The sequence below is a fragment of the Thioclava sp. JE_KL1 genome, assembly GCF_009296265.1.
Lineage (GTDB): Bacteria > Pseudomonadota > Alphaproteobacteria > Rhodobacterales > Rhodobacteraceae > Thioclava.
In genome coordinates this window covers 498,566-518,524 of record NZ_WBJS01000002.1, presented here as the reverse complement: position 1 = coordinate 518,524, position 19,959 = coordinate 498,566, and the positions used below count along the sequence as shown (strand labels likewise).

At 65.0% G+C, this 19,959-nt stretch carries 16 protein-coding genes; 6 read left to right on the top strand and 10 right to left on the bottom strand.

The genetic code is table 11. The features are described 5' to 3' along the window. Positions 1-212 precede the first annotated feature (212 nt). The 8 genes from F8R15_RS05250 to chvE form a co-directional block, all read right to left on the bottom strand. Positions 213-1,061, bottom strand: coding sequence for an SMP-30/gluconolactonase/LRE family protein (locus F8R15_RS05250; RefSeq protein ID WP_368731006.1), 849 nt, complete (start codon positions 1,059-1,061; stop codon positions 213-215). 24 nt (positions 1,062-1,085) lie between these two features. Further along, positions 1,086-2,603, bottom strand: coding sequence for an aldehyde dehydrogenase (NADP(+)) (locus tag F8R15_RS05245; protein ID WP_152843819.1), 1,518 nt, complete (start codon positions 2,601-2,603; stop codon positions 1,086-1,088). Between the two features lie 10 nt (positions 2,604-2,613). Further along, a complete protein-coding gene (locus F8R15_RS05240; RefSeq protein WP_152843818.1) occupies positions 2,614-3,525 on the bottom strand; it encodes a Gfo/Idh/MocA family protein in 912 nt (303 codons plus the stop codon). Further along, entirely contained in the window at positions 3,525-5,267 is a 1,743-nt protein-coding gene (gene araD / locus F8R15_RS05235; protein WP_152843817.1) for an L-arabinonate dehydratase, read from the bottom strand. Before araD ends, F8R15_RS05240 begins: the two co-directional genes overlap by 1 nt. Positions 5,268-5,275: 8 nt before the next feature. Further along, positions 5,276-6,262 carry an AraD1 family protein gene (gene araD1, locus F8R15_RS05230; protein WP_152843816.1) on the bottom strand — a complete coding sequence of 329 codons (987 nt, stop codon included), beginning with the start codon at positions 6,260-6,262 and terminating at the stop codon, positions 5,276-5,278. A gap of 1 nt (position 6,263) precedes the next feature. Beyond that, positions 6,264-7,466, bottom strand: coding sequence for a multiple monosaccharide ABC transporter permease (mmsB, locus tag F8R15_RS05225; RefSeq protein WP_152843815.1), 1,203 nt, complete (start codon positions 7,464-7,466; stop codon positions 6,264-6,266). Between the two features lie 8 nt (positions 7,467-7,474). After that, positions 7,475-8,995, bottom strand: a complete 1,521-nt coding sequence (mmsA, locus tag F8R15_RS05220; RefSeq protein ID WP_078520306.1) for a multiple monosaccharide ABC transporter ATP-binding protein — start codon at positions 8,993-8,995, stop codon at positions 7,475-7,477. Between the two features lie 82 nt (positions 8,996-9,077). Further along, positions 9,078-10,133, bottom strand: coding sequence for a multiple monosaccharide ABC transporter substrate-binding protein (chvE, locus tag F8R15_RS05215; protein WP_078520307.1), 1,056 nt, complete (start codon positions 10,131-10,133; stop codon positions 9,078-9,080). A 135-nt stretch (positions 10,134-10,268) separates the two neighbouring features. Here chvE and F8R15_RS05210 point away from each other — a divergent pair, with 135 nt between their 5' ends. Beyond that, a complete protein-coding gene (locus F8R15_RS05210) occupies positions 10,269-11,201 on the top strand; it encodes a LysR family transcriptional regulator (RefSeq protein ID WP_078520308.1) in 933 nt (310 codons plus the stop codon). 42 nt (positions 11,202-11,243) lie between these two features. Here F8R15_RS05210 and F8R15_RS05205 read toward each other — a convergent pair whose 3' ends face one another. Then, positions 11,244-12,881 carry a Na/Pi cotransporter family protein gene (locus tag F8R15_RS05205; protein WP_152843814.1) on the bottom strand — a complete coding sequence of 546 codons (1,638 nt, stop codon included), beginning with the start codon at positions 12,879-12,881 and terminating at the stop codon, positions 11,244-11,246. Positions 12,882-13,050: 169 nt separating this feature from the next. On the opposite strand from F8R15_RS05205, the gene F8R15_RS05200 reads away from it, so the two are divergent. From F8R15_RS05200 to F8R15_RS05180, 5 genes are all read left to right on the top strand, one after another. Further along, the gene (locus tag F8R15_RS05200; protein WP_152843813.1) at positions 13,051-13,845 is read left to right on the top strand and encodes a DeoR/GlpR family DNA-binding transcription regulator; all 795 of its coding nucleotides are present in this window, start codon (positions 13,051-13,053) and stop codon (positions 13,843-13,845) included. Positions 13,846-13,961: 116 nt separating this feature from the next. Then, positions 13,962-14,861, top strand: a complete 900-nt coding sequence (locus F8R15_RS05195; RefSeq protein ID WP_216644106.1) for an HAD-IIA family hydrolase — start codon at positions 13,962-13,964, stop codon at positions 14,859-14,861. A 141-nt stretch (positions 14,862-15,002) separates the two neighbouring features. Next, complete coding sequence (locus F8R15_RS05190) at positions 15,003-15,992, top strand: PAS domain S-box protein (RefSeq protein WP_152843812.1); 990 nt, start codon at positions 15,003-15,005, stop codon at positions 15,990-15,992. A gap of 118 nt (positions 15,993-16,110) precedes the next feature. After that, a complete protein-coding gene (locus F8R15_RS05185; protein ID WP_216644105.1) occupies positions 16,111-17,406 on the top strand; it encodes an MFS transporter in 1,296 nt (431 codons plus the stop codon). A gap of 132 nt (positions 17,407-17,538) precedes the next feature. Beyond that, positions 17,539-19,377, top strand: a complete 1,839-nt coding sequence (locus F8R15_RS05180) for a heavy metal translocating P-type ATPase (protein WP_152843811.1) — start codon at positions 17,539-17,541, stop codon at positions 19,375-19,377. A 48-nt stretch (positions 19,378-19,425) separates the two neighbouring features. Here the strand turns inward: F8R15_RS05180 and F8R15_RS05175 are convergent, their stop codons facing one another. After that, entirely contained in the window at positions 19,426-19,899 is a 474-nt protein-coding gene (locus F8R15_RS05175) for a glycine zipper 2TM domain-containing protein (RefSeq protein WP_152843810.1), read from the bottom strand. Positions 19,900-19,959 lie beyond the last annotated feature (60 nt).

Sequence of the window (19,959 nt, the reverse complement as noted above, 5' to 3'; positions counted from 1 at the left end):
CTGGCCATCACGCCGAAATCGCGACGTCGCGAGGCATAGGCGTTTTCAGCCGACCCCAACGTAAATTTCCCGGAGAAAATGACAGTCTGCAGGCGGTTTTTGTGACGGTTTCGGTGTCACGAAGCGGTCGCGAAGGCCGGATCGCCCTGCCCTCGCGACTCAGAGTCGGCGTGCGGCAAGCGAACGCCGCACGATCTGACTCGCGACAAAGGTTACAAGATTACGCGCGGCTCGGGCACGCCCACGAACGGCACGCGAAGCAAATAGGACAGACCCTGAACCGCATCGGGATCGGTCATCCCCTCAAGCGCGCTCGTGACCAGCACGTCGCGCATATCCGCGCCGCCGAATGCCGGACAGGTGCTGTTCTTCCCCGGCAGATCGAGATGATAGGTCATGCGGCCTTCCGCATCGAAGCGCGCCACCCGCCCCGAACTCCAAAGCGCACACCAGAAGCCACCCTCTGCATCGACCACTGCCCCGTCAGGGTAGAGGCCCTCGGACGAGAGGTCGAGAAACAGCCGGCTCTCGCCCTCGGGCCAGCCCTCCGCATCCAGTGGCTGGCACCAGACCTTATGGCTGGGCGTATCGGCGTAGTAAGCCGTGCGACCATCGAGCGTGAAGCAGATCGCATTGGGAATCGAAATCTCCGAGACGAGGCGACGCAGCTCGCCCCGGTAATAGCGATAGATCGTGCCACGCCCGCGCTCGGCCTCTTTGCCCATCGTGCCGAACCAGAAACCGCCCTGCCGATCCGCCCGCCCATCATTCGAGCGGGTGCCGGGATCGTCGGCCTCCACTTCGACGAGCGGCTCCAGCGTGCCTTCGCCGATGTGGAACAGCGACAGGCCGGTCTCGGTCGCGAGGATCATCCGCTCGCGATCCACCCAGCCTGCCGCCGAGGCCATGCCCTCGAACTGCCATTCGAGCGGGCCGTTGGCATCGCGCGTCAGCAGCTTGCGGCTCAGGATATCGAACCAGAAGAACTGGCTGCGCTCGGGATGCCAGAACGGCCCCTCCCCCAGTTCGCAAACCCTGTCATCGAACACGCTCATATGAATCCTCCCGCGATTTGCGGAAGCCTCTCACCCCTGCAGGTCTTCGGGCAAGAGGTTCTCGGGCATGTTCTGGTAACAAACGGGCCGCAGGAAACGCCGGATCGCGAGCGTGCCGACGCTGGTCGCGCCGAAATTCGTGGACGCCGGATACGGCCCGCCATGGACCATCGCATCACAGACCTCCACGCCGGTCGGGAACCCATTCGCGAGCACCCGGCCCGCCTTGCGCTCCAACACCGGCAGCAGCCGTCCGGCCAGCGCCACATCGCCGTCATCCATATGCAGCGTCGCGGTCAGCTGCCCCGAGAAGCTGCGTGCGACCTTCACCATCTCGTCGTCATCCTTGACGGTCACGATCAGCCCGAGCGGGCCGAAGACTTCCTCGGAGAGAACCTCGTTCTCCAGCCAGTCGGCGGCGGAGACGCGGAACAGGTAGGGCTTCGCCTCGCGCCGGTCGCAAACCTGAGTGAGCAATTGCTGAACGCCCCCGGCCTCCTCGAACCGCGCGGCGCCCTTGCTATAGGCTTCGGCGATGCCGTCGGTCAGCATGACCTGCGAGCCGCCAGCCTCGAGCGCTGCGAGGGCCGCGGTCACAAAACTTTCGCCCTCGGTGCCTTCCCGAACGACCACGATGCCGGGGTTGGTGCAGAACTGCCCCGCGCCCATCATCAGCGAGGCCGCCCAGCCCACGCCGAGGTCCTCGCCGCGCGCTTTGATCGCTTCCGGCAGCAGAAACATCGGGTTGACCGAGCCCAGTTCGCCGAAGAAGGGGATCGGCTCGGGACGCTGCGCGCAAAGGTCGTAAAGCGCTTTGCCGCCGCCCAAGCTGCCGGTGAAGCCCACCGCCTTGATCAGCGGGTGCTGCACCAGCCTCTGCCCCACATCATGCGAGCCGCCTTGGACGAGGCTGAACACGCCCTTGGGCATTCCGCATTTCTCCGCCGCGGCCTTGATCGCTTCGGCCACGATCTCGCCGGTGCCGGGATGCGCCGGATGGCCCTTCACCACGACCGGGCAGCCCGCCGCCAGCGCCGAGGCCGTGTCGCCGCCCGCCGTCGAAAACGCGAGCGGGAAATTCGACGCGCCGAACACCGCGACCGGCCCGATGGGACGTTGGATCATCCGCAGATCGGGGCGCGGCAGCGGCTGGCGATCGGGCAGCGCCTTGTCGTGGCGGCGATCCAGATAGTCGCCCTTACGGATGTGATCCGCAAAAAGGCGCAGCTGGCCGGTGGTGCGCCCGCGCTCGCCATTCAGGCGCGCTTCGGGCAGGCCGCTTTCCTGCGTGCCGATTTCGGTGATCGCCTCGCCGCGCGCTTCGATCTCGTCGGCAATCGTCTCGAGGAACTTCGCGCGGGTCTCGCGGCTCGAATAGCCATAGTCCCAGAACGCCTCCTCGGCCGCCTCGCAGGCGGCATTCACCATCTCGACCGTGCCCATGCAGAACTCGTGCGAGGGCCCATGCGCCGGGTCAGACGTGAAACGGGTTTCGGTCTTTACCCAATCGCCTGCGATCAGATGCTTGCCATGCGGGGTATAGGTCATTTGGTATCCTTCAGAATTCGAAGTCTTCAACAGCGGTGCGGCGGCCCAGCAGGAACGCGTCGGCCACATGCACCATCGGCGCGAGATCCACATCGGATGCGCCTTGCCGCACCAGCTCCGCCATGCGGGCATAGAGTGCGGGGTATTCTTCCATGATGCTCTCGGCACCCTCGGCTTTCGCGCCACCGATCTCAAGCACGTTGCCGCCAAGGCGCAACGCCATCGGCCCGGCATCGGTTTCCAGCTCGATATCCCAGGTCTGGGGGCCTTCCTGTCGCCAGTCGAAATCCGCCTCGATGGCGCCGGTGAAACTCAGCCGCGCGGCGATGGGGGCCTGTCGGTTGGCGGGAAACTCCAGCTCCGCCGAGGTCAGGTGAACCGGCGCGGGTAGAATCTCGGTTAGGATCGAAAGCGCATTGATGCCCGGATCGAAGACGCCCATTCCACCGGGCTCGAACACCCAGTCCTGTCCGGGGTGCCATTTGCGCACATCCTCGCGCCATGTGATCCGGCCCGACTGAACCTTGCGATCGGACAGCCACGCCTTGGCCGCGGCCACCGCATGCGCCATGCGAGAATGCCACGTGGCGAACAGCGTCAGACCGCGACCGACTGCCATCGCCTCGAGCGTATGCACCTCGGCCAAGGTCGCCCCGGGCGGCTTTTCGAGCATCACGTGCCGCCCGGCCTCCAGCGCGGCGCGCGCAGCCAGAAAGCGCGGCACGGGCGGCAGGCAGAGGCTCACCACCTCGATCTCGGGATGAGCGGAGAGCATCTCCTCGATCTGCGTATAGGCGGGCACCCCCTCGACCGTGCCATGCCGCGAGACCGTCGCGGCCAGCTCCCAATCGGGGCTGGCAGCGATTGCGGGCACGTGCTGATCCAGAGCGATCTTGCCGATGCCGACGAGCGCGAGTTTCATCAGTGACTGTCCTTTCCGACCGGGTTGCCCCGGCAGCCGACGAGGAAATCGAGATCCGCCCCCGTATCCGCGCCCATCACATGCGCCTGATGCAGCCACGCATAGCCACCATCTGGCCGCTCATGGCTCGGCTGCCACTTGGCAAGGCGCTCGGCCAGTTCCGCGTCAGAGATTTCGAGCGTCAGGCTCCGGTTCGGCACGTCGAGCGAGATCATGTCGCCATTCTGCACGACCGCGAGCGGGCCACCGGCTGCCGCCTCGGGCGAAGTATGCAACACGACCGTGCCGTAAGCGGTGCCCGACATCCGCGCATCCGAGATGCGGACCATATCAGTGATGCCCTTCTTCAGCACTTTCGGCGGGAGGCCCATGTTGCCCACCTCGGACATGCCGGGATAGCCCTTGGGGCCGCAATTCTTCAGCACCATCACGCAGGTCTCGTCGATATCGAGCGCGTCGTCGTTGATCTTCGCCTTGTAGTCGTCGATATCCTCGAAGACGACCGCGCGCCCACGGTGTGTCAGCAGATGCGGGCTGGCCGCGGACGGCTTCAGAACCGCCCCTTTCGGCGCGAGATTGCCGCGCACCACCGCGATGCCGCCCTGATCGGTCAGCGGTTTGTCGGCGGGCAGGATCACGTCCTCGTTCCAGTTCACGACGTCCTTGACCTCGTCCCAGATCGCCCCGCCCGACACGGTCAGCGCATCCTTGTGCAATTGCCCCGCCTCGCCCAGACGCTTAAGCACAACCGGCAGACCGCCGGCGTAGAAGAACTCTTCCATCAGGTATTTGCCCGACGGCATCAGGTTGACGATGGTCTTCACGTCGCGCCCGCAACGGTCCCAGTCATCGAGCGTGACATCAACGCCCACGCGCCCCGCCAGCGCCAGCAGATGCACCACCGCGTTGGTCGAGCCGCCAATCGCGCCATTGGTGCGGATCGCGTTCTCGAAAGCCTGCTTGGTCATGATGTCGGAAGGTTTCAGATCGTCCTTCACCATCTGCACGATGCGCCGCCCCGAAAGCTGCGCCATCACCCGGCGGCGGCTGTCCACAGCCGGGATCGCGGCATTGCCGGACAGCGCCATGCCGAGCGCCTCCGCCATGCTCGCCATCGTCGAAGCCGTGCCCATCGTGTTGCAGGTGCCCGAGGATCGGCTCATCGAGGCTTCTGCCTCAAGGAATTCGTCCTGCGTCATCTCGCCCGCTTTCACGGCCTCGGAGAATTTCCACAGATGCGTGCCAGAGCCCACACGCTCGCCCCGGAAATAGCCGTTCAGCATCGGCCCGCCGGTTACGACGATGGACGGAATATCGCAGCTCGCCGCCGCCATCATCAGCGACGGCGTGGTCTTGTCGCAGCCCACCAGAAGCACCGCCCCGTCCATCGGCTGGCCGCGGATCGTCTCTTCGATCGCGAGGGCTGCAAGGTTGCGAAACATCATCGCGGTCGGGCGGAAGGTGTTCTCCGAGGCCGAGAAGACCGGCACTTCGACCGGGAAACCACCGGCCTCCCAGATGCCCGCCTTCACCTTCTCGGCCAACTCGCGCAGGTGGCCGTTGCAGGGCGTCAGATCCGACCATGTGTTGAGGATGCCAATGATCGGGCGCCCGTCGAACAGGTCATGCGGATAGCCTTGGTTTTTCATCCAGCCGCGGTGGTAGATCGTGTCGCGCGTATTGCCGCCATACCATTCCTGCGAGCGCAGTTTGCGGGGCCAAGGGGCGGGGGTGAAAGCCATATCGGACCTCAGAGGCTGGCGACGGCCACAGGGGCCGACGCGTCGGAATTGCGGGCGAGCGGATTGCGCAGCGGCAGACCGAACGCGGGGCATTCGATCTCGAAGACATCGCCCGGTTCGGCGCTGATCCCGTCGGCGAAGCTGAGCGTCGCGGTGCCGAAGAAATGCACATGCACATCGCCCGGATCGCGGAAGGGCGCGTATTTGAAATGGTGATGTTCGAGATTGGCTATCGTGTGGGACATGTTCGCCTCGCCCGAGAGAAAGGGCTTCTCCCAGAGCGCCTCGCCATCGCGCAGGATGCGGCTGGTGCCCTCGACGCTCTCGGGCAGATCGCCCACCAGCATCTCGGGGCCGAAGCTCGCCGGGCGCAGCTTGGAATGGGCGAGCCACAGGTAGTTCCCGCGCTCAGTGACGTGGTCGGAGAACTCGTTGCCCAGCGCGAAGCCCACGCGGACCGGCTGCCCGTCGGGCGCGATCACGTAAAGCCCCGCGACCTCCGGTTCCTCGCCACCATCGAGCGCGAAGCCCGGCGAGGTCAGCGCAGCGCCCGGCGCGACCGCCGCCAGTCCGTTGCCCTTGTAGAACCATTCGGGCTGCACCCCGACGGAGCCGGCGGCGGGCTTGCCGCCCTCCAGCCCCATGCGGAACATCTTCATGCTGTCGGTCATCTCCTCGGTGACCTTGGTGTGCATCGCGTCGCGGGTGGAAGCGGAGCCCAGATGGGTCAGCCCCGTCCCGGTCAGATGCAGATGCGCGGCATCGGGGTGATCGAGCGGCACCAGCATGCGCCCCTCGGCATAGGCGGCCTCCAGGTTCACCTCGTCCCCCTGCCCGCGCGCGGCGATCTCGGCAGCCAGATCGTGCCCGGCGGCGATGGCGGCCAGCGCCAGATCGCGGGTCGAGGTGACGCCCGGCACCAGATGCGCGGGGCCGTCTTCACGCACGGTCACGGCGCGCGATCCGTCGGGAAGGGTCAATTGCGAGAGCAACATCTCAGGCTTCCTTGTTCTTGTTGTAGACATCGAAGAAGACGGCGGCGAGCAGCACGAGCCCTTTGATGACCTGTTGGTAATCGATGCCGATCCCGAGGATCGACATGCCGTTATTCATCACGCCCATGATGAAAGCGCCGACGACCGCGCCAATGATCTTGCCCGAACCGCCCGACATCGAAGCGCCCCCGATGAACACGGCCGCGATCACGTCGAGCTCCACCGCGAAGCCCGCTTTCGGCGTGGCGGTATTCAGACGTGCGGCGAAGACGAGACCGGCGAGCGCGGCCAGAAGACCCATGTTCACGAAGGTGAGGAAGGTCAGCCGCTCGGTACGGATGCCCGACAGCTTGGCCGCCTTGGAGTTGCCGCCCACCGCATAGACCCGGCGACCCAGCGTGGTGCGTTCGGTCACGAAGACATAGATGATCGTCAGAATGACCATCGACAGCAGCACGTTCGGCAGACCGCGGAACCATGCGAGTTTCCACGTAACGAAGAGAAGGGCAGCAGCCACGATCGCATTGCGGAGCACGAAGAGACCAAGGGGTTCACCTTCGATCCCGTAGCGCGCATCGCGGGACCGCGCCCGCAGGCCCAGCCACACCAAGAGCACCACCGCCGCGACACCGACCGCCAGTGCCAGCATGTTCGGACGGCCCACGCCGAACGGGTCGGCGATGAACCCGGTCGACAGTGCCTGGAACGACTTCGGGAAGGGGCCGATGGATTGGCCTTCGAGCAGCCAGAGCGACAGCCCGCGGAACACCAGCATCCCCGCCAGCGTCACGATGAAGGAGGGGATTTTCCAATAGGCCACGAAATAGCCCTGCACCGCGCCGATCGCCATGCCCATCACGAGGCACGCCGGGATCGCCACCGCGACCGGCAGGTCCATCGACACGATCAGCACCGCGGCAAAGGCCCCGATGAAGCCCATGACCGAGCCGACCGAGAGGTCGATATTGCCCCCCACGATCACCAGCAACATGCCCAAGGCCATGATGATGATGTAGCTGTTCTGCAGGAACAGGTTGGTGATATTGACCGGCTTGAGCAGCGTGCCGCCCGTCACGATCTGGAAGAACAGCATGATCGCGATCAACGCAAACAGCAGTCCGTATTCGCGGATGTGGCGCGCGATATAGGCGCCGATCCCAAGGCCTCCCGAAGGCTCGGAATTCGCTTGTTCGATCTGGTCCATGACTTTCCCTATTCCCTAACGATCAAGGACATGATGCGCTCCTGGCTCGCCTCGTCGGCGTTCAACTCGCCCACGAAGCTGCCCTCGTTCATCACGTAGATCCGGTCGGACATGCCCAGAAGCTCCGGCATCTCCGAAGAGATCATGATGACGGCCTTCCCGGCCGCGCTCAGTTCATTGATGATCCCGTAGATTTCGTATTTCGCGCCGACATCGATGCCGCGCGTCGGCTCGTCGAGGATCAGCACCTCCGGCTCGGTAAAGAGCCATTTCGCGAGCACGACCTTCTGCTGGTTGCCGCCCGAGAGGTTCATCACCTTCTGGAAGACCGAGGGCGTGCGGATATTGAGGTCGCGGCGGTATTTCTCGGCCACCTCGGTTTCGCGGAAATCCTCGACCACGCCGTTCTTCGCCACCGCGCCGAGATTGGCGAGGCTGGTGTTGCGCTGGATCGTCTCTTCGAGGATCAGCCCGAGGCTCTTGCGGTCCTCGGTGACATAGGCGAGCCCCGCCGCGATGGCACGGTCGACGGTGGAGACATCCGCAGGCTTGCCGTGGATCAGCACCTCGCCCGAAATGTCGCGCCCGTAGCTGCGCCCGAAGACGCTCATGGCAAGCTCGGTGCGGCCCGAGCCCATCAGTCCCGCGATGCCGACCACCTCGCCTGCCCGGACATGCATCGACAGGTCGCGGATCATCTGGCGGTCGCGATGTTCGGGGTGGCGCACGTTCCAGTTCTTCAGCTCAAACAGCACCTCGCCCGCACGACGGGTTCGGTCGGGGAAGCGATGCGCCATGTCGCGGCCCACCATGTCGCGCACGATGCGGTCTTCGGTGAGATCGCCACCGCGCGCGTCGATGGTGGAAATCGTGGCGCCGTCGCGGATCACGGTGACGCTGTCGGCCACGCGCTTCACCTCATTGAGCTTGTGGCTGATGATGATCGACGTGACGCCCTGCGCCTTCAGCTCCAGCAGCAGATCCAGCAGCGCCTGACTGTCGGATTCCGACAGCGCCGCAGTCGGCTCGTCGAGGATCAGGAGGCGCACGTTCTTCGACAGCGCCTTCGCGATTTCGACCAACTGCTGCTTGCCCACACCGAGACTGTCGACCAGCGTACCCGGTGCCTCGCGCAGCCCGACCTTCTTCAGCAGGCCTTCGGTCTGCTGGAAGGTCTCCTGCCAGTTGATCACGCCGCTCTGGGCGCGCTCATTGCCCAGATAGATGTTCTCGGCAATCGACAGCAGCGGCACGAGCGCCAGTTCCTGGTGAATGATGATGATGCCGCGATCTTCGCTGTCGCGGATATCGCGGAATTCGGCAGCGGCGCCGTCATAGACGATCTCGCCCTCGTAGCTGCCTGCGGGATAGACGCCTGAGAGCACTTTCATCAGGGTCGATTTTCCCGCGCCGTTCTCGCCGCAGATCGCGTGGATTTCACCGTCACGGACCGCGATCGAGACGTCGTCGAGCGCTTTCACACCAGGAAAGGTCTTGGTGATGTTGCGCATTTCAAGAAGGGTGGTCATCCGACCTCTCCGGCGTCAAATCGAGTGGGGGACTGGCCGCCCCGAAGGGCGACCAGCGAGTGGCAAGGCGGGGAGGCCCGGCTTACTCGATCTGATCCTTGGTGTAGTAACCGGAGCCGATCAGAACCTTTTCCCAGTTCGACTTGTCCACCGGCACCGGCTGGAGCAGGTAGGACGGGATCACCTTGACGCCGTTGTCATAGGTCTCGGTGTCGTTGATCTCGGGCTCGCCGCCCTTGAGCATCGCGTTGACCATGCCCACGGTGACTTTCGCCAGTTCGCGGGTGTCCTTGAAGATGGTCGAGTACTGCTCGCCCGCGAGGATCGATTTCACCGACGGAACTTCAGCGTCCTGACCGGTGACGATCGGCATCTTCATGTCGCCCGAGCCGTAGCCCACGCCCTTGAGCGAGGACAGGATACCGATGGACAGCCCGTCATAGGGCGAGAGCACACCCTGCACCTGCTTGTCGGTGTAGTTGGCCGACAGAAGGTTATCCATACGCGACTGTGCGACCGCACCGTCCCAGCGCAGCGTGCCGACCGTGTCCATGCCCATCTGGCCCGACGGGATCACGACATCGCCCGAGTCGATGAGCGGCTGCAGCACCGACATTGCGCCGTTATAGAAGAAATAGGCGTTGTTATCGTCCGGCGAGCCGCCGAACAGCTCGACATTCCACGGCTTGGTGTCGGGGAAACGCTCCTTGAGCCCCTGCACCAGCGAATTGGCCTGCTCCACGCCGACCTTGAAGTTGTCGAAGGTCGCGTAATAGTCGACATCCGGCGTGTCGCGGATCAGGCGGTCATAGGCGATCACCTTGATACCGGCGGCCTTCGCGTTGGCCAGAGCGTTCGACAGCGTGGTGCCGTCGATTGCGGCGATCACGAGCACGTCCACGCCCTTGGTGATCATGTTCTCGACCTGAGCGAGCTGGTTCGGAATATCGTCTTCCGCATATTGCAGATCGGTGTCGTAGCCAGCTTCCTGGAACTGTTCGACCATCGAGTTGCCGTCAGAGATCCAGCGAGCCGACGATTTCGTCGGCATCGAGATGCCTACGGTTTCGGCCCAAGCCCCGGAACCGAGCAAAGCGGTGCCGATCGCCAGCACTGCGGCGGCGGTTTTGATTTTCATGGTGTCCTCCCTATGACGGTGCGCGACCCGTCTGTCCTCCTCGCGCAGCCCGATACTGGGCGTGGGAGAAACACTAGCAATGTGGGAGCATGATGATAAAATTACATTCAACGCAATCTGCATACCGAAAGTGATATGCCCCTTTCTCACCTGATGCTGAAACCGGCGCAGCTGCGCCTGATCCGGGCGGTCGCCGAGTCCGGGCAACTCCAGCTCGCCGCCGAAAGCTGCGCCATGACGCAGCCGGCCGCGTCGCGGATGCTGGCCGAGGTGGAGCGCCGGGTCGACGCACCGCTGTTCACCCGGCAGCCTAAGGGGATGGAGCCGACAGAGATCGGGCTGGCCGTCCTGCGGCGTGCCCGCGCCGTTCTGCGCGAACTTGAGAGCATGGGCTCCGACATCGAGGCGCTGCGCAGCGGTCATGCCGGGCGCGTGCGGATCGGCGCGGTGACCGGGCCTGCGGTGGGCTATCTCGTGCCCGCGATCCGCGCCGTCAAACGCGCCTCGCCCGAGAGCGATATCTCCGTGGAGGTTCTGCCGTCACGCGATCTGTTGGGCTACCTCGCGGCGGGAGAGATGGATTTCATCCTCGCCCGGGTGCTGCCCGAGTTCGACAGCGAGCTTTTCGACATCACTCCGATGCGCGACGAGAAAATCGTCTTTCTCGTGCGCGCCAATCACCCGCTGGCCCGCTCGCCCTTCGTCACGATGACCGAACTGGGGGATTACGAATGGATCCTGCAGCAGCGCGGCGCGCCGATCCGGGAGGCGACCTTCGAGGCCTTCGCGGCGTTGGGCCTGTCCGAGCCGCGCGACTGCGTGAACAGCCCGTCGCTGCTGTTCACCATCGCCTATCTCGCGCAAAGCGACGCCGTGGCCGCCGTCTCGGAAGAGGTCGCGCAGCTTCTGATCCGGGACCCGGTCAACGCAGGCTTCGCGGTTCTGCGCATCCAGCAGGAATTTCGGGTGTCGTCCTATTACCTGCTGGGCCTGCGCCGACGGCCCCTGTCTCCGCTCGCGCTCAGACTTCGCGAGGAGCTGTTGCAGCTTTCGGGGCAGGCAAGCTGATCTCAGACAGCAACCACGTCCCCACATCCCGATCCGCTTGGTTCACCCGGTCAGGCGCGTCGCGCGCAGATCGCCTGCCTGTTCGAGGATCGGATAGGCGACATAGGTCACGTCCGTATTGATCTGCTTCAGCGCGCGCACGGTTTCCTGATGGATGTTCGTGGTCTCGATAGAGGCGCTGTTATTCGCGCGCAGCCGGGCAAGGTGGGCCGCCTGCAACTCGGCCTCGGCGGCGCGGGTGCGGTCTTTCTCCTCCACGAGCTGGCGCGCATCGTCGATCTCCCCCGACATCAGGACGTTCAGGGCCAGACGCGTGTTAGAGGTGACGCGGTCGTGGAAATCGGTCAGCTCCCGCAGCCCCTCCTCCGAGAAGGTCAGGCCGCGTTCGTGGATACGCTGGGCGAGATCGACGAGATTGGTCGAAATCTGATCGCCTGCATCCTCGAGGTGGTTCGCCACCATCGCGATCTCCATCGCGCGACGCGATTGCTCGGTGCTCAGCCGCGTCTCGTTCAGCCGCGCGACATAAAGCTTGATCTCGTAATGCATGCGGTCGACTTCGCTCTCGTTGCGCTTGATGCGGGCGGCGACCTCCGGATCCCAGCGAACGAAAAGACCGAGCGCCGGCTGCAGCATCTCCAAGACCTGCTCGCCCATGCGCAGCAACTCGCGCGCGGCATTGCCAAGGGCATGGCCCGCGTCCCCCAGCCCCTTTTCGTCGAGTGCGGTGATCCGGGAGGGCGACAGGTCCTTGCGCTCGACAACGACCGCCCCGGCGAGGCGCAGCACCGTAGGGATCAGCGGAAGCGACAGGATCGCGACGCCGAGGTTGAAGACCAGATGCAGGTTGATGACCTGCCGCGCCGTCGTCGCGCCCAGAAAATCGAGCGCATGCGGGAAGGCCATCAGACCGATAAGCACCAGTGCAGCTCCACCCCCACGCAGGACGAAATTCGAGACCATGATGCGGCGCGGGATCGGATCGGCCGACAGCGTCAGCATCACCGGGATGATCGCCCCGCCAAGGTTCGCGCCCAGCACCATCGCCGCGGCGCCCGTCCCCGGCAAAAGGCCCTGCCCCGCGAAAGTCACGAACATCAAGACCGCCGCGATCGAGGAATGCATCGCCCAAGTCAGCAACGCCCCGAGGACGAAGGCCGAGACGAGATCGCTGCCCAGCCGGGTCAGCACCGCGTCTACCAGTTCGCTGTCGCGAAGGGGCGCCGTCGCCTCGCCGATCAGACCGAGCGAGAGCAGCACCAGCGCCAGACCAACGAAGATACGCCCCGCTTGGCGCGGACGGCGGGCTTTTGATTTGAGAAACAGCGTCACCCCGATCACGAGAAGCGCGGGCACCAGGACATGGATCGGCGAGAGCAGGATCTGCGCCACGATCGACGAGCCCAGATCGGCGCCCAGCACCAGCGCCACGCCCGACACGGCGGCCAATGTCCCGCTCGCGGCGAAACCGGCGGTCAGGATCGCGACGGCGGTCGAGCTTTGCAGCAGCATCGCCGCCCCCGTCCCCGCGGCCATCGCGCTGATCCGCGTGCCCGCCGTGCGGCGCAGGAACTGGCGCAGCGAGGCCATGAAGGCGCGCTCGACCCCGGTGCGGATCAAACGAACCGCCCAGAGCAGCAGCGCCACCGCGCCCGCGAGATTGATCAGGAAATAGATCATAAGCTCTCCCAAATCCCGCGTTTGGCTTCGGAAGTCCTCCAAGGCCACGCGGTTCCACCCCGTTAAACTGCATCAAAATGTGGGGTTCGCAACATTTTTCTTGAATTTATGCGGCATAGGCCACATCAATTTTAAAGTTCGGTGAGATTTCTCACCTTCGGGAAAAGCGATGGATGCGAGCGTGAAACAAGAGGGCCAGCGACTGCGCAAACGCGACCGGCGCGAGCAGATCCTGTTCGAGTTGAAGCTGCGCCCCCACCTGCGCATCTCGGAACTCGCGGCGCGGTTCGGGGTCTCGACCGAAACGATCCGGCGCGATTTCGATGCGCTCGAAGAGAAGGGGCTGGTCGACCGCGCGCATGGCGGGGCCTCGCGCCCCCATCCGGGTCACTACCCGACGCTGGACGAGCGCGAACGCGACCAGTTTCAGGAGCGCGAGCGGATCGGGCGCATGGCCGCCGCGCAGGTAGCCCCCGGCGAGACGCTGATGATCGACTCCGGCTCCACCACGCAGCAGATGGCCCGGTTTCTCGCCATGGCGGGCACGCCCTGCCGCGTCATCACCAATTCGCTGCCCATCGCGATGCTTCTGGGCGGTAGCGAGGGCGCGGAGGTGATCCTTGCCCCGGGGAATTACCTGCCGACGGAATCGGCGGTGGTGGGCGAAGAGACGCTCGAATTCCTGTCGCGCCATCACGTCGACCGCGCAGTGATCGGGGCCACGGCACTCTCGATCGAGGGCGTGTCCGAGACCATTCCGGGCTTCGCCGCGATCAAGCGCGTGATGCTCGCGCAGGCGCAGGCGGGCATGCTGCTGATCCTCGGGTCGAAATTCGGCATTCACGGCTTCACCCGCGCCGCCACGCTAGGCGCGCTCGCCTCGGTGGTGGCGGACCGCGCACCGCCCGCCGATCTGAAAGAGGCGCTGCGCGAGAACGACGTGGAGGTATTGCTCGCGAAGTGACGCCTCTGACAAGGGCAGGAATGCCAGCGCGCCGCACGCCTGAACCTGCTGGTGATCCTTGCCGCAGTAATGGTAAGCGAACGGATATCGGCGAAGGTGCAAGGGACGATCCTCTGATGACAATGACCGCGCAGGAAGCGCTCGCAGCCTATGAGCGCGCGCGCCACCGACTGCCCTCCCCCGGCGTGATCTCGACCAGCCAGATGGCGCGCGACCTCTCAGAGCTTGCCGATCTGTTCGACGTCTTCCTGCTCGATGCGTTCGGCGTGCTCAATATCGGCGAGACCGCGATCGAAGGCACGCCCGAGCGCGTCGCGGCCCTGCAATCGCAGGGCAAGCGGGTGATGGTCGTGTCGAACGCGGCGGGCGTGCCGCATGACGCCCTGATGCGGAAATACACACGGCTCGGCTATGCCTTCGCGCCCGAGGATGTCGTCACCAGCCGCACCGCCATTGTCGCGGCGCTGCGCGAAGCCCCTCCCCGCGCATGGGGCCTGATGGCGAGCGACACGGCAGGCGATGACGAGCTGGATCAGTTCGACGTGACATGGCTCGCGGAAGACCGCGCCGCCTATGACGCGGCCGAAGGGTTCCTGCTGATCGGCGCAGCGGACTGGACCGAAGAGCGACAAGACCTGCTCGAAGCGTCCATCCGCGACAACCCGCGCCCGGTCTGGGTCGGCAATCCCGATATCGTCGCCCCCCGTGAAGTCGGGTTCTCACAGGAGCCGGGTCACTTCGCGCATAGGCTCGCGGATGCGACGGGCGTGGCGCCGGAGTTCTACGGCAAGCCTTTCAACAATATCTACGACATCGCCTTCGCGCGTCTCGGTCCCATCGATCCCGCGCGCGTGCTGATGGTGGGCGACAGCCTGCACACCGACATTCTCGGCGCACAGGCGACCGGAATCCGCTCTGCCCTGATCGCGGGATACGGTTTCTTCGGCGGCGAGGACGCGCAGGCGGCCATCTCCTCCTGCGGCATCGTTCCGGATTTCGTTCTGGAACGGCCGTGAGCGCACCACCGCTGACCCCGGCGAAATGATCTGATTTTTCAAAGCCATCGCGCGCGCACCCGACCCGGCCGCGATGGGCTATACTTGATATGCACCTTTTAGTATGTGTGTCCCCCGAGGAGCACGGAGGCCAGACCTGTCATGGACTCACCAGAAAGCATCCAACAGCATTTGGCTGCGATTGTGGAAGGCTCGGAAGATGCGATTGTCACCAAGGACCTCAACAGCATCATCCTGAGCTGGAATCGCGGCGCGGAAAACCTGTTCGGCTACACTGCCAAAGAAGCCATCGGTCAGCCGATCACGATCATCTTTCCCGACGACCGGATGGATGAGGAGGTCGATTTCATCGCCCGTCTGCGGCGCGGCGAGCGGATCGCCAATTACGAAACGATCCGGCAGCGCAAGGACGGCAGCCCCGTTCCGGTGTCTCTGACCGTCTCGCCCGTGCGCGATGCCGATGGCCAAGTCGTCGGCGCGTCGAAGATCGCGCGCGACATCACCTTGCAGCATCAACTGGCGGAGCAGCAGAGACTGCTCCTGTCCGAGATGCGCCACCGTGTCGGCAACGCCTTCGCCGTGGCCGCGTCCCTGATTGCCGTCGCCGCGCGGCAGGCAGACAGCGCAGAGCAACTCAGTAACGAGATGCGCAGCCGCCTTCACGCGATCGCGTCGCTCAATTCGATGACCGTGAACGACCCTTCGGGTGAACAACCCGATGGCATGCCGCTTTCCTATCTTGTGAGCACGATCCTGAAACCCTTCAGCGAAGGGGTGAGCGTCCAGACCTCGCTTCCGGATATTCAGGTGCGCCCTGCCGCGATCACGCCGCTGACGCTTGTGCTCTTCGAGCTCGCGACGAATTCGGTTAAATATGGGGGCCTGTCGCAGAGCGGCCACGGCGTAGAGATTAGCGCAGAGATCGAGGACGAGCGCTTCAGGCTCGCATGGAAAGAGCCCGGCGTGACCGAGGCGGGATCCGGCAAGGACGAAAACAAAGGGTTCGGCACATCGCTTTGTCGCCTTACCGTATCCACCTCGCTTGGCGGCAGCTTCTCGCGCGAATTCACGCCAGAAGGATTGATCGCGACCCTGGACCTCGATCTGGCCATGGTAGCGCAGATACCGTGAGACTGCCGCGCGCGGAGATGGCCCTGCGATTTGGGTTTCAGGCGTCGCGATTTGCGTCCAGTCCGAAGAAAAGGCTACGTATGTCGCGGAGATAGCAGAAAAATCGCGAGGCTCGACCATGGCACCGGACGGAAGCACAGCAAAACCGGCAGAGCTTCGGCATCGGATCATGGCCGGTTTCATCGGCAACGTGGTCGAATGGTACGACTTCGCGCTCTACGGCTATCTTGCAGGCGTCATCGCACCGGTCTTCTTTCCGTCCAACGACCCGACCGCGGGCCTGATCGCCACCTACGGGATTTTCGCAGCCGGTTTCCTGATGCGTCCGCTTGGCGCAGCGGTGTTCGGCTGGTTCGGCGACCGCTACGGGCGCGCCCGCACGATGCAGATATCGGTTGTGATGATGGCGATGCCGACGCTGTTTCTGGGCATATTGCCGACCTATGCGCAGGTCGGCGTTCTGGCCCCGGCGCTTCTGGTTCTGGTGCGCCTGTTGCAGGGCCTGTCGGTCGGCGGGGAGTTCTCGTCCTCGGCGACCTATCTCGTCGAAACCGCGCCCCTGAAGAAACGCGGCCTGACAGGGAGCTGGGCCAATATCGGCTCCATGTCGGGCTCGCTACTGGGGGTCGGGGCGGCGGCGCTCGTAACGAACCTCTTCGATGCGCAGACGCTTGCGGATTGGGCGTGGCGCCTGCCCTTCCTCGGCGGTGCGCTCCTTGGCACGGTGGCGATCCTGATCCGCCGCAACCTGCACACATCAGAGCATTTCCAGCAGCATCAGGAGGGGCGCGACGACACATCGCCCCTGCTCGAAGCCTTCACGACGAACCGCAGGGAGACGCTTCTGGCGGTGGCCTTCGCGGCCAGCTACGGCACCTGCTACTACATCGCCTTCGTCTATCTTCCGGAATGGCTGTCAGGTCAGGGCTTGATGGCAAGGGACGCCGCGCTTCTCATCAACACCGCCATGACGGTCCTCGTGATCCCGGCGATGCCGCTGGCGGCGATCGTGGGCGACCGGTGGGTGCCCCGCCGGGTCTGGATCGCTCTGGCGATCGGGCTGCTGGCGCTGGTCGCATGGCCGCTGCACGAGTGGATGCTCGTGTCGGGCGGCGCATTGCTGCCCGTGGTCGTCGCACATGCCGTGACATTCCTGCTGTTGGCCGTGCCGCTGGGCTCCGGCCCCGCCCTGTTCGCGGAGATGTTCCCCGAGCGGGACCGGCTCTCGGGCTATTCCGTCGCCTTCAATATCGGCCTCGGCATTTTCGGAGGCCTCACGCCGATGATCGCCACGAGCCTCATCGCCGCGACCGGCATGGTCACCGCCCCCGCGCTCTACATGCTCGTGGCGGGTTTGATCGCTGTGGTCGCGCTCGTCTTCACTCCGGATCGCAGCCGCGCGCCCTTGCGCTGACCGAAGCACTCCCGCGAAACCGAATTGGAGGCTGGACCGATCACCGGGATGCGCTATCACGGTGACGGCGCGATCGGTTTGCAGATGTGAGGCGCCATCGACCGTGAGACGTGCAGAAGGACCACAGACCGGATGGAACAGCGCGGAACCGACCGTCTGAAACTCGCCCTCCTCGCGCTCGCCGTAGCGGCGCTGGTGGTGGGTCTCGCCTTCTGGGCGGTTGGCGCGGACGCCTTGGCGAAAGCCAGCTGGATCATCGGCGTCGTGCCCACGCTCGCCGCGCTTGTCTTTGAGATCTCCCGCAGCCTCCGGCGCGGCGAAGTCGGTCTGGATATCGTGGCCGCGCTCTCGATGACCGCCGCGCTTGTCTTCGACGAGACCCTCGCCGCGGCGGTCGTCGCGGTGATGTATTCCGGCGGCACCTTTCTTGAGAGCTTCGCCGAAGGCCGCGCCCGGCGCGAGATGCACGACCTTCTCTCGCGTGTTCCACGGACCGCGACCCGGCATCGCGATGGCGGGCTGGAGGATATCCCGCTCGACGAGATCGCCCCCGGGGATCGGCTGCTGATCCATCAAGGCGACGTGGTGCCGGTGGACGGAACATTGGCCTCCGAGACGGCCTTTCTGGACACCTCGGCACTGACCGGGGAGTCTCTGCCGGTACGTCTGGCGCATGGGGCCGACATAATGAGCGGCTCGACCAATGCAGGTGAGGCGTTCGATCTGTTGGCAGTGCGGCCTGCGAAGGACAGTACCTATGCCGGGATCGTCCGGCTGGTCGAGGAAGCGCAGGCCTCCAAGGCGCCGATGTCGCGCCTCGCGGATCGCTGGTCGCTGGGCTTTCTCGTGGTCACGCTCGCCATCGCCTTCGCGGCGTGGTGGTTCACCGGAGACCCAATCCGGGCCGTCGCCGTGCTCGTGGTCGCCACGCCCTGCCCGCTGATCCTCGCCGTGCCGGTCGCTCTGGTGGCGGGCCTTTCGCGCGCGGCGCATTACGGCGTGCTGATCAAGGGGGCGGGGCCGCTCGAGACGATGGCGCGCATCGGCACGCTGGTCCTCGACAAGACCGGCACCCTGACCGAAGGCCGCCCGCAGATCGTTTCCATCGATAGTCACGACGGGATGGAGGAGGACGAGATCCTGCGCCTTGCCGCCGCCCTCGATCAGGCCTCGAAACACCCGGTGGCACAGGCGATCGTCACCGCCGCGAAAGAACGCGGCTTCACCCTGCCCGTCCCGTCGGATGTGGCGGAAATCGCAGGCGAAGGTGTCGTGGGCCATGTCGAAGGGCGCAAGGTCATCGTCGGTGGCGACGACTTCGTGGCGGCACGCGTCGGGCGCAAACCGGGGGACCACCCGACGATGGCTGCCGGGGCGGTTCTCGTCGCCGTTGCCGTGGACGGGCGTATGGCCGGGCATCTGGTGATGGCCGATCCACTGCGCGACGATGCGGGCGCCATGCTCGACGGGCTGCGTCACGAGGGGATCGAACGGATTCTGCTCGCCACCGGCGACCGGACGGATGTGGCTGAACGCGTGACCGAGGGGCTCGGCCTCGACGGGCTGCGCGCGGGCCTCACACCGGACCAGAAGGTGCTCCTCGTGCTGTCCGAGCGCAAGCACGGGCCGGTCATGATGGTGGGCGATGGCGTGAACGACGCGCCCGCGCTTGCCGCGGCAGATGTCGGTGTCGCCATGGGCGCGCGCGGGGCCGCCGCCTCGGCCGAAGCGGCCGATGTGGTGCTTCTCGTCGACCGGATCGATCAGTTGCGCGCGGGCATCGAAATCGCCGCATCCTCGCGGCGGATCGCCTTCGAGAGCGTCGCCGCCGGGATCGGCCTCTCGGTGCTCGGCATGATCGCGGCCGCCTATGGCTACCTCACGCCGGTGGAGGGCGCCATCTTGCAGGAGGCGATCGACGTTGCCGTGATCCTGAACGCCCTGCGCGCCCTTAGGATCAGGCCCAAGTGAGGACGCAAAACGACGTCGCACCCTCACTCAAAGCTGTGCCCGTCGGCGTTATCGCAGGTAAACCTGATTGCCGCTGCGCACGACGCTCACCCTGTCGCCGACACGGAACTGGTTCGACATCTGGATGACGGTGATCGAGCCACCATTGTCGAGCCGCACGGTCCACGCATAGGACGTGTAGGTGCCGCCTTGGCTGGCGACGTTGCTGCCGATAATTGTGCCCGCGATCGCGCCCGCGCCGGTCATCACGTCCTTGCCGGTCCCGGAGCCGAACTGGTGCCCGATCACCGCGCCGACGAGGCCGCCCGTGACCGCGCCGACGATCTGGTCGCCGTCGGTGGTGCGGCGCATAGTGACCGGCTGCACCGAAACGATGCGACCATATTCGATGCTGTCATAGCTGTAGGTGGTGCGCGGGCCGGGACCCGGACCGGCATAGGGGCCATTCGCATAGGGACCCGGCGTCGGGTTGCAGGCGGCGACGCTCAGCGCCGCAGGCAGAACAAGAAGAAAAATACGCATTTTGAACCTCCATGGTAGCTCCGCCGCATGTCTGTGACATCCGGGCGTAAAAGAAGCTTG

What these genes read in the sequence shown, in the direction of transcription:
- araD (WP_152843817.1), bottom strand. Translation starts at nt 5,267, where the DNA reads ATGGCTTTCACCCCCGCCCCTTGGCCCCGCAAACTGCGCTCGCAGGAA.
- F8R15_RS05195 (WP_216644106.1), top strand. Translation starts at nt 13,962, where the DNA reads ATGACAATGACCGCGCAGGAAGCGCTCGCAGCCTATGAGCGCGCGCGC.
- F8R15_RS05175 (WP_152843810.1), bottom strand. Translation starts at nt 19,899, where the DNA reads ATGCGTATTTTTCTTCTTGTTCTGCCTGCGGCGCTGAGCGTCGCCGCC.
- F8R15_RS05190 (WP_152843812.1), top strand. Translation starts at nt 15,003, where the DNA reads ATGGACTCACCAGAAAGCATCCAACAGCATTTGGCTGCGATTGTGGAA.
- F8R15_RS05205 (WP_152843814.1), bottom strand. Translation starts at nt 12,881, where the DNA reads ATGATCTATTTCCTGATCAATCTCGCGGGCGCGGTGGCGCTGCTGCTC.
- F8R15_RS05245 (WP_152843819.1), bottom strand. Translation starts at nt 2,603, where the DNA reads ATGACCTATACCCCGCATGGCAAGCATCTGATCGCAGGCGATTGGGTA.
- F8R15_RS05180 (WP_152843811.1), top strand. Translation starts at nt 17,539, where the DNA reads ATGGAACAGCGCGGAACCGACCGTCTGAAACTCGCCCTCCTCGCGCTC.
- mmsB (WP_152843815.1), bottom strand. Translation starts at nt 7,466, where the DNA reads ATGGACCAGATCGAACAAGCGAATTCCGAGCCTTCGGGAGGCCTTGGG.
- F8R15_RS05185 (WP_216644105.1), top strand. Translation starts at nt 16,111, where the DNA reads ATGGCACCGGACGGAAGCACAGCAAAACCGGCAGAGCTTCGGCATCGG.
- F8R15_RS05240 (WP_152843818.1), bottom strand. Translation starts at nt 3,525, where the DNA reads ATGAAACTCGCGCTCGTCGGCATCGGCAAGATCGCTCTGGATCAGCAC.
- araD1 (WP_152843816.1), bottom strand. Translation starts at nt 6,262, where the DNA reads ATGTTGCTCTCGCAATTGACCCTTCCCGACGGATCGCGCGCCGTGACC.
- mmsA (WP_078520306.1), bottom strand. Translation starts at nt 8,995, where the DNA reads ATGACCACCCTTCTTGAAATGCGCAACATCACCAAGACCTTTCCTGGT.
- F8R15_RS05210 (WP_078520308.1), top strand. Translation starts at nt 10,269, where the DNA reads ATGCCCCTTTCTCACCTGATGCTGAAACCGGCGCAGCTGCGCCTGATC.
- F8R15_RS05200 (WP_152843813.1), top strand. Translation starts at nt 13,051, where the DNA reads ATGGATGCGAGCGTGAAACAAGAGGGCCAGCGACTGCGCAAACGCGAC.
- chvE (WP_078520307.1), bottom strand. Translation starts at nt 10,133, where the DNA reads ATGAAAATCAAAACCGCCGCCGCAGTGCTGGCGATCGGCACCGCTTTG.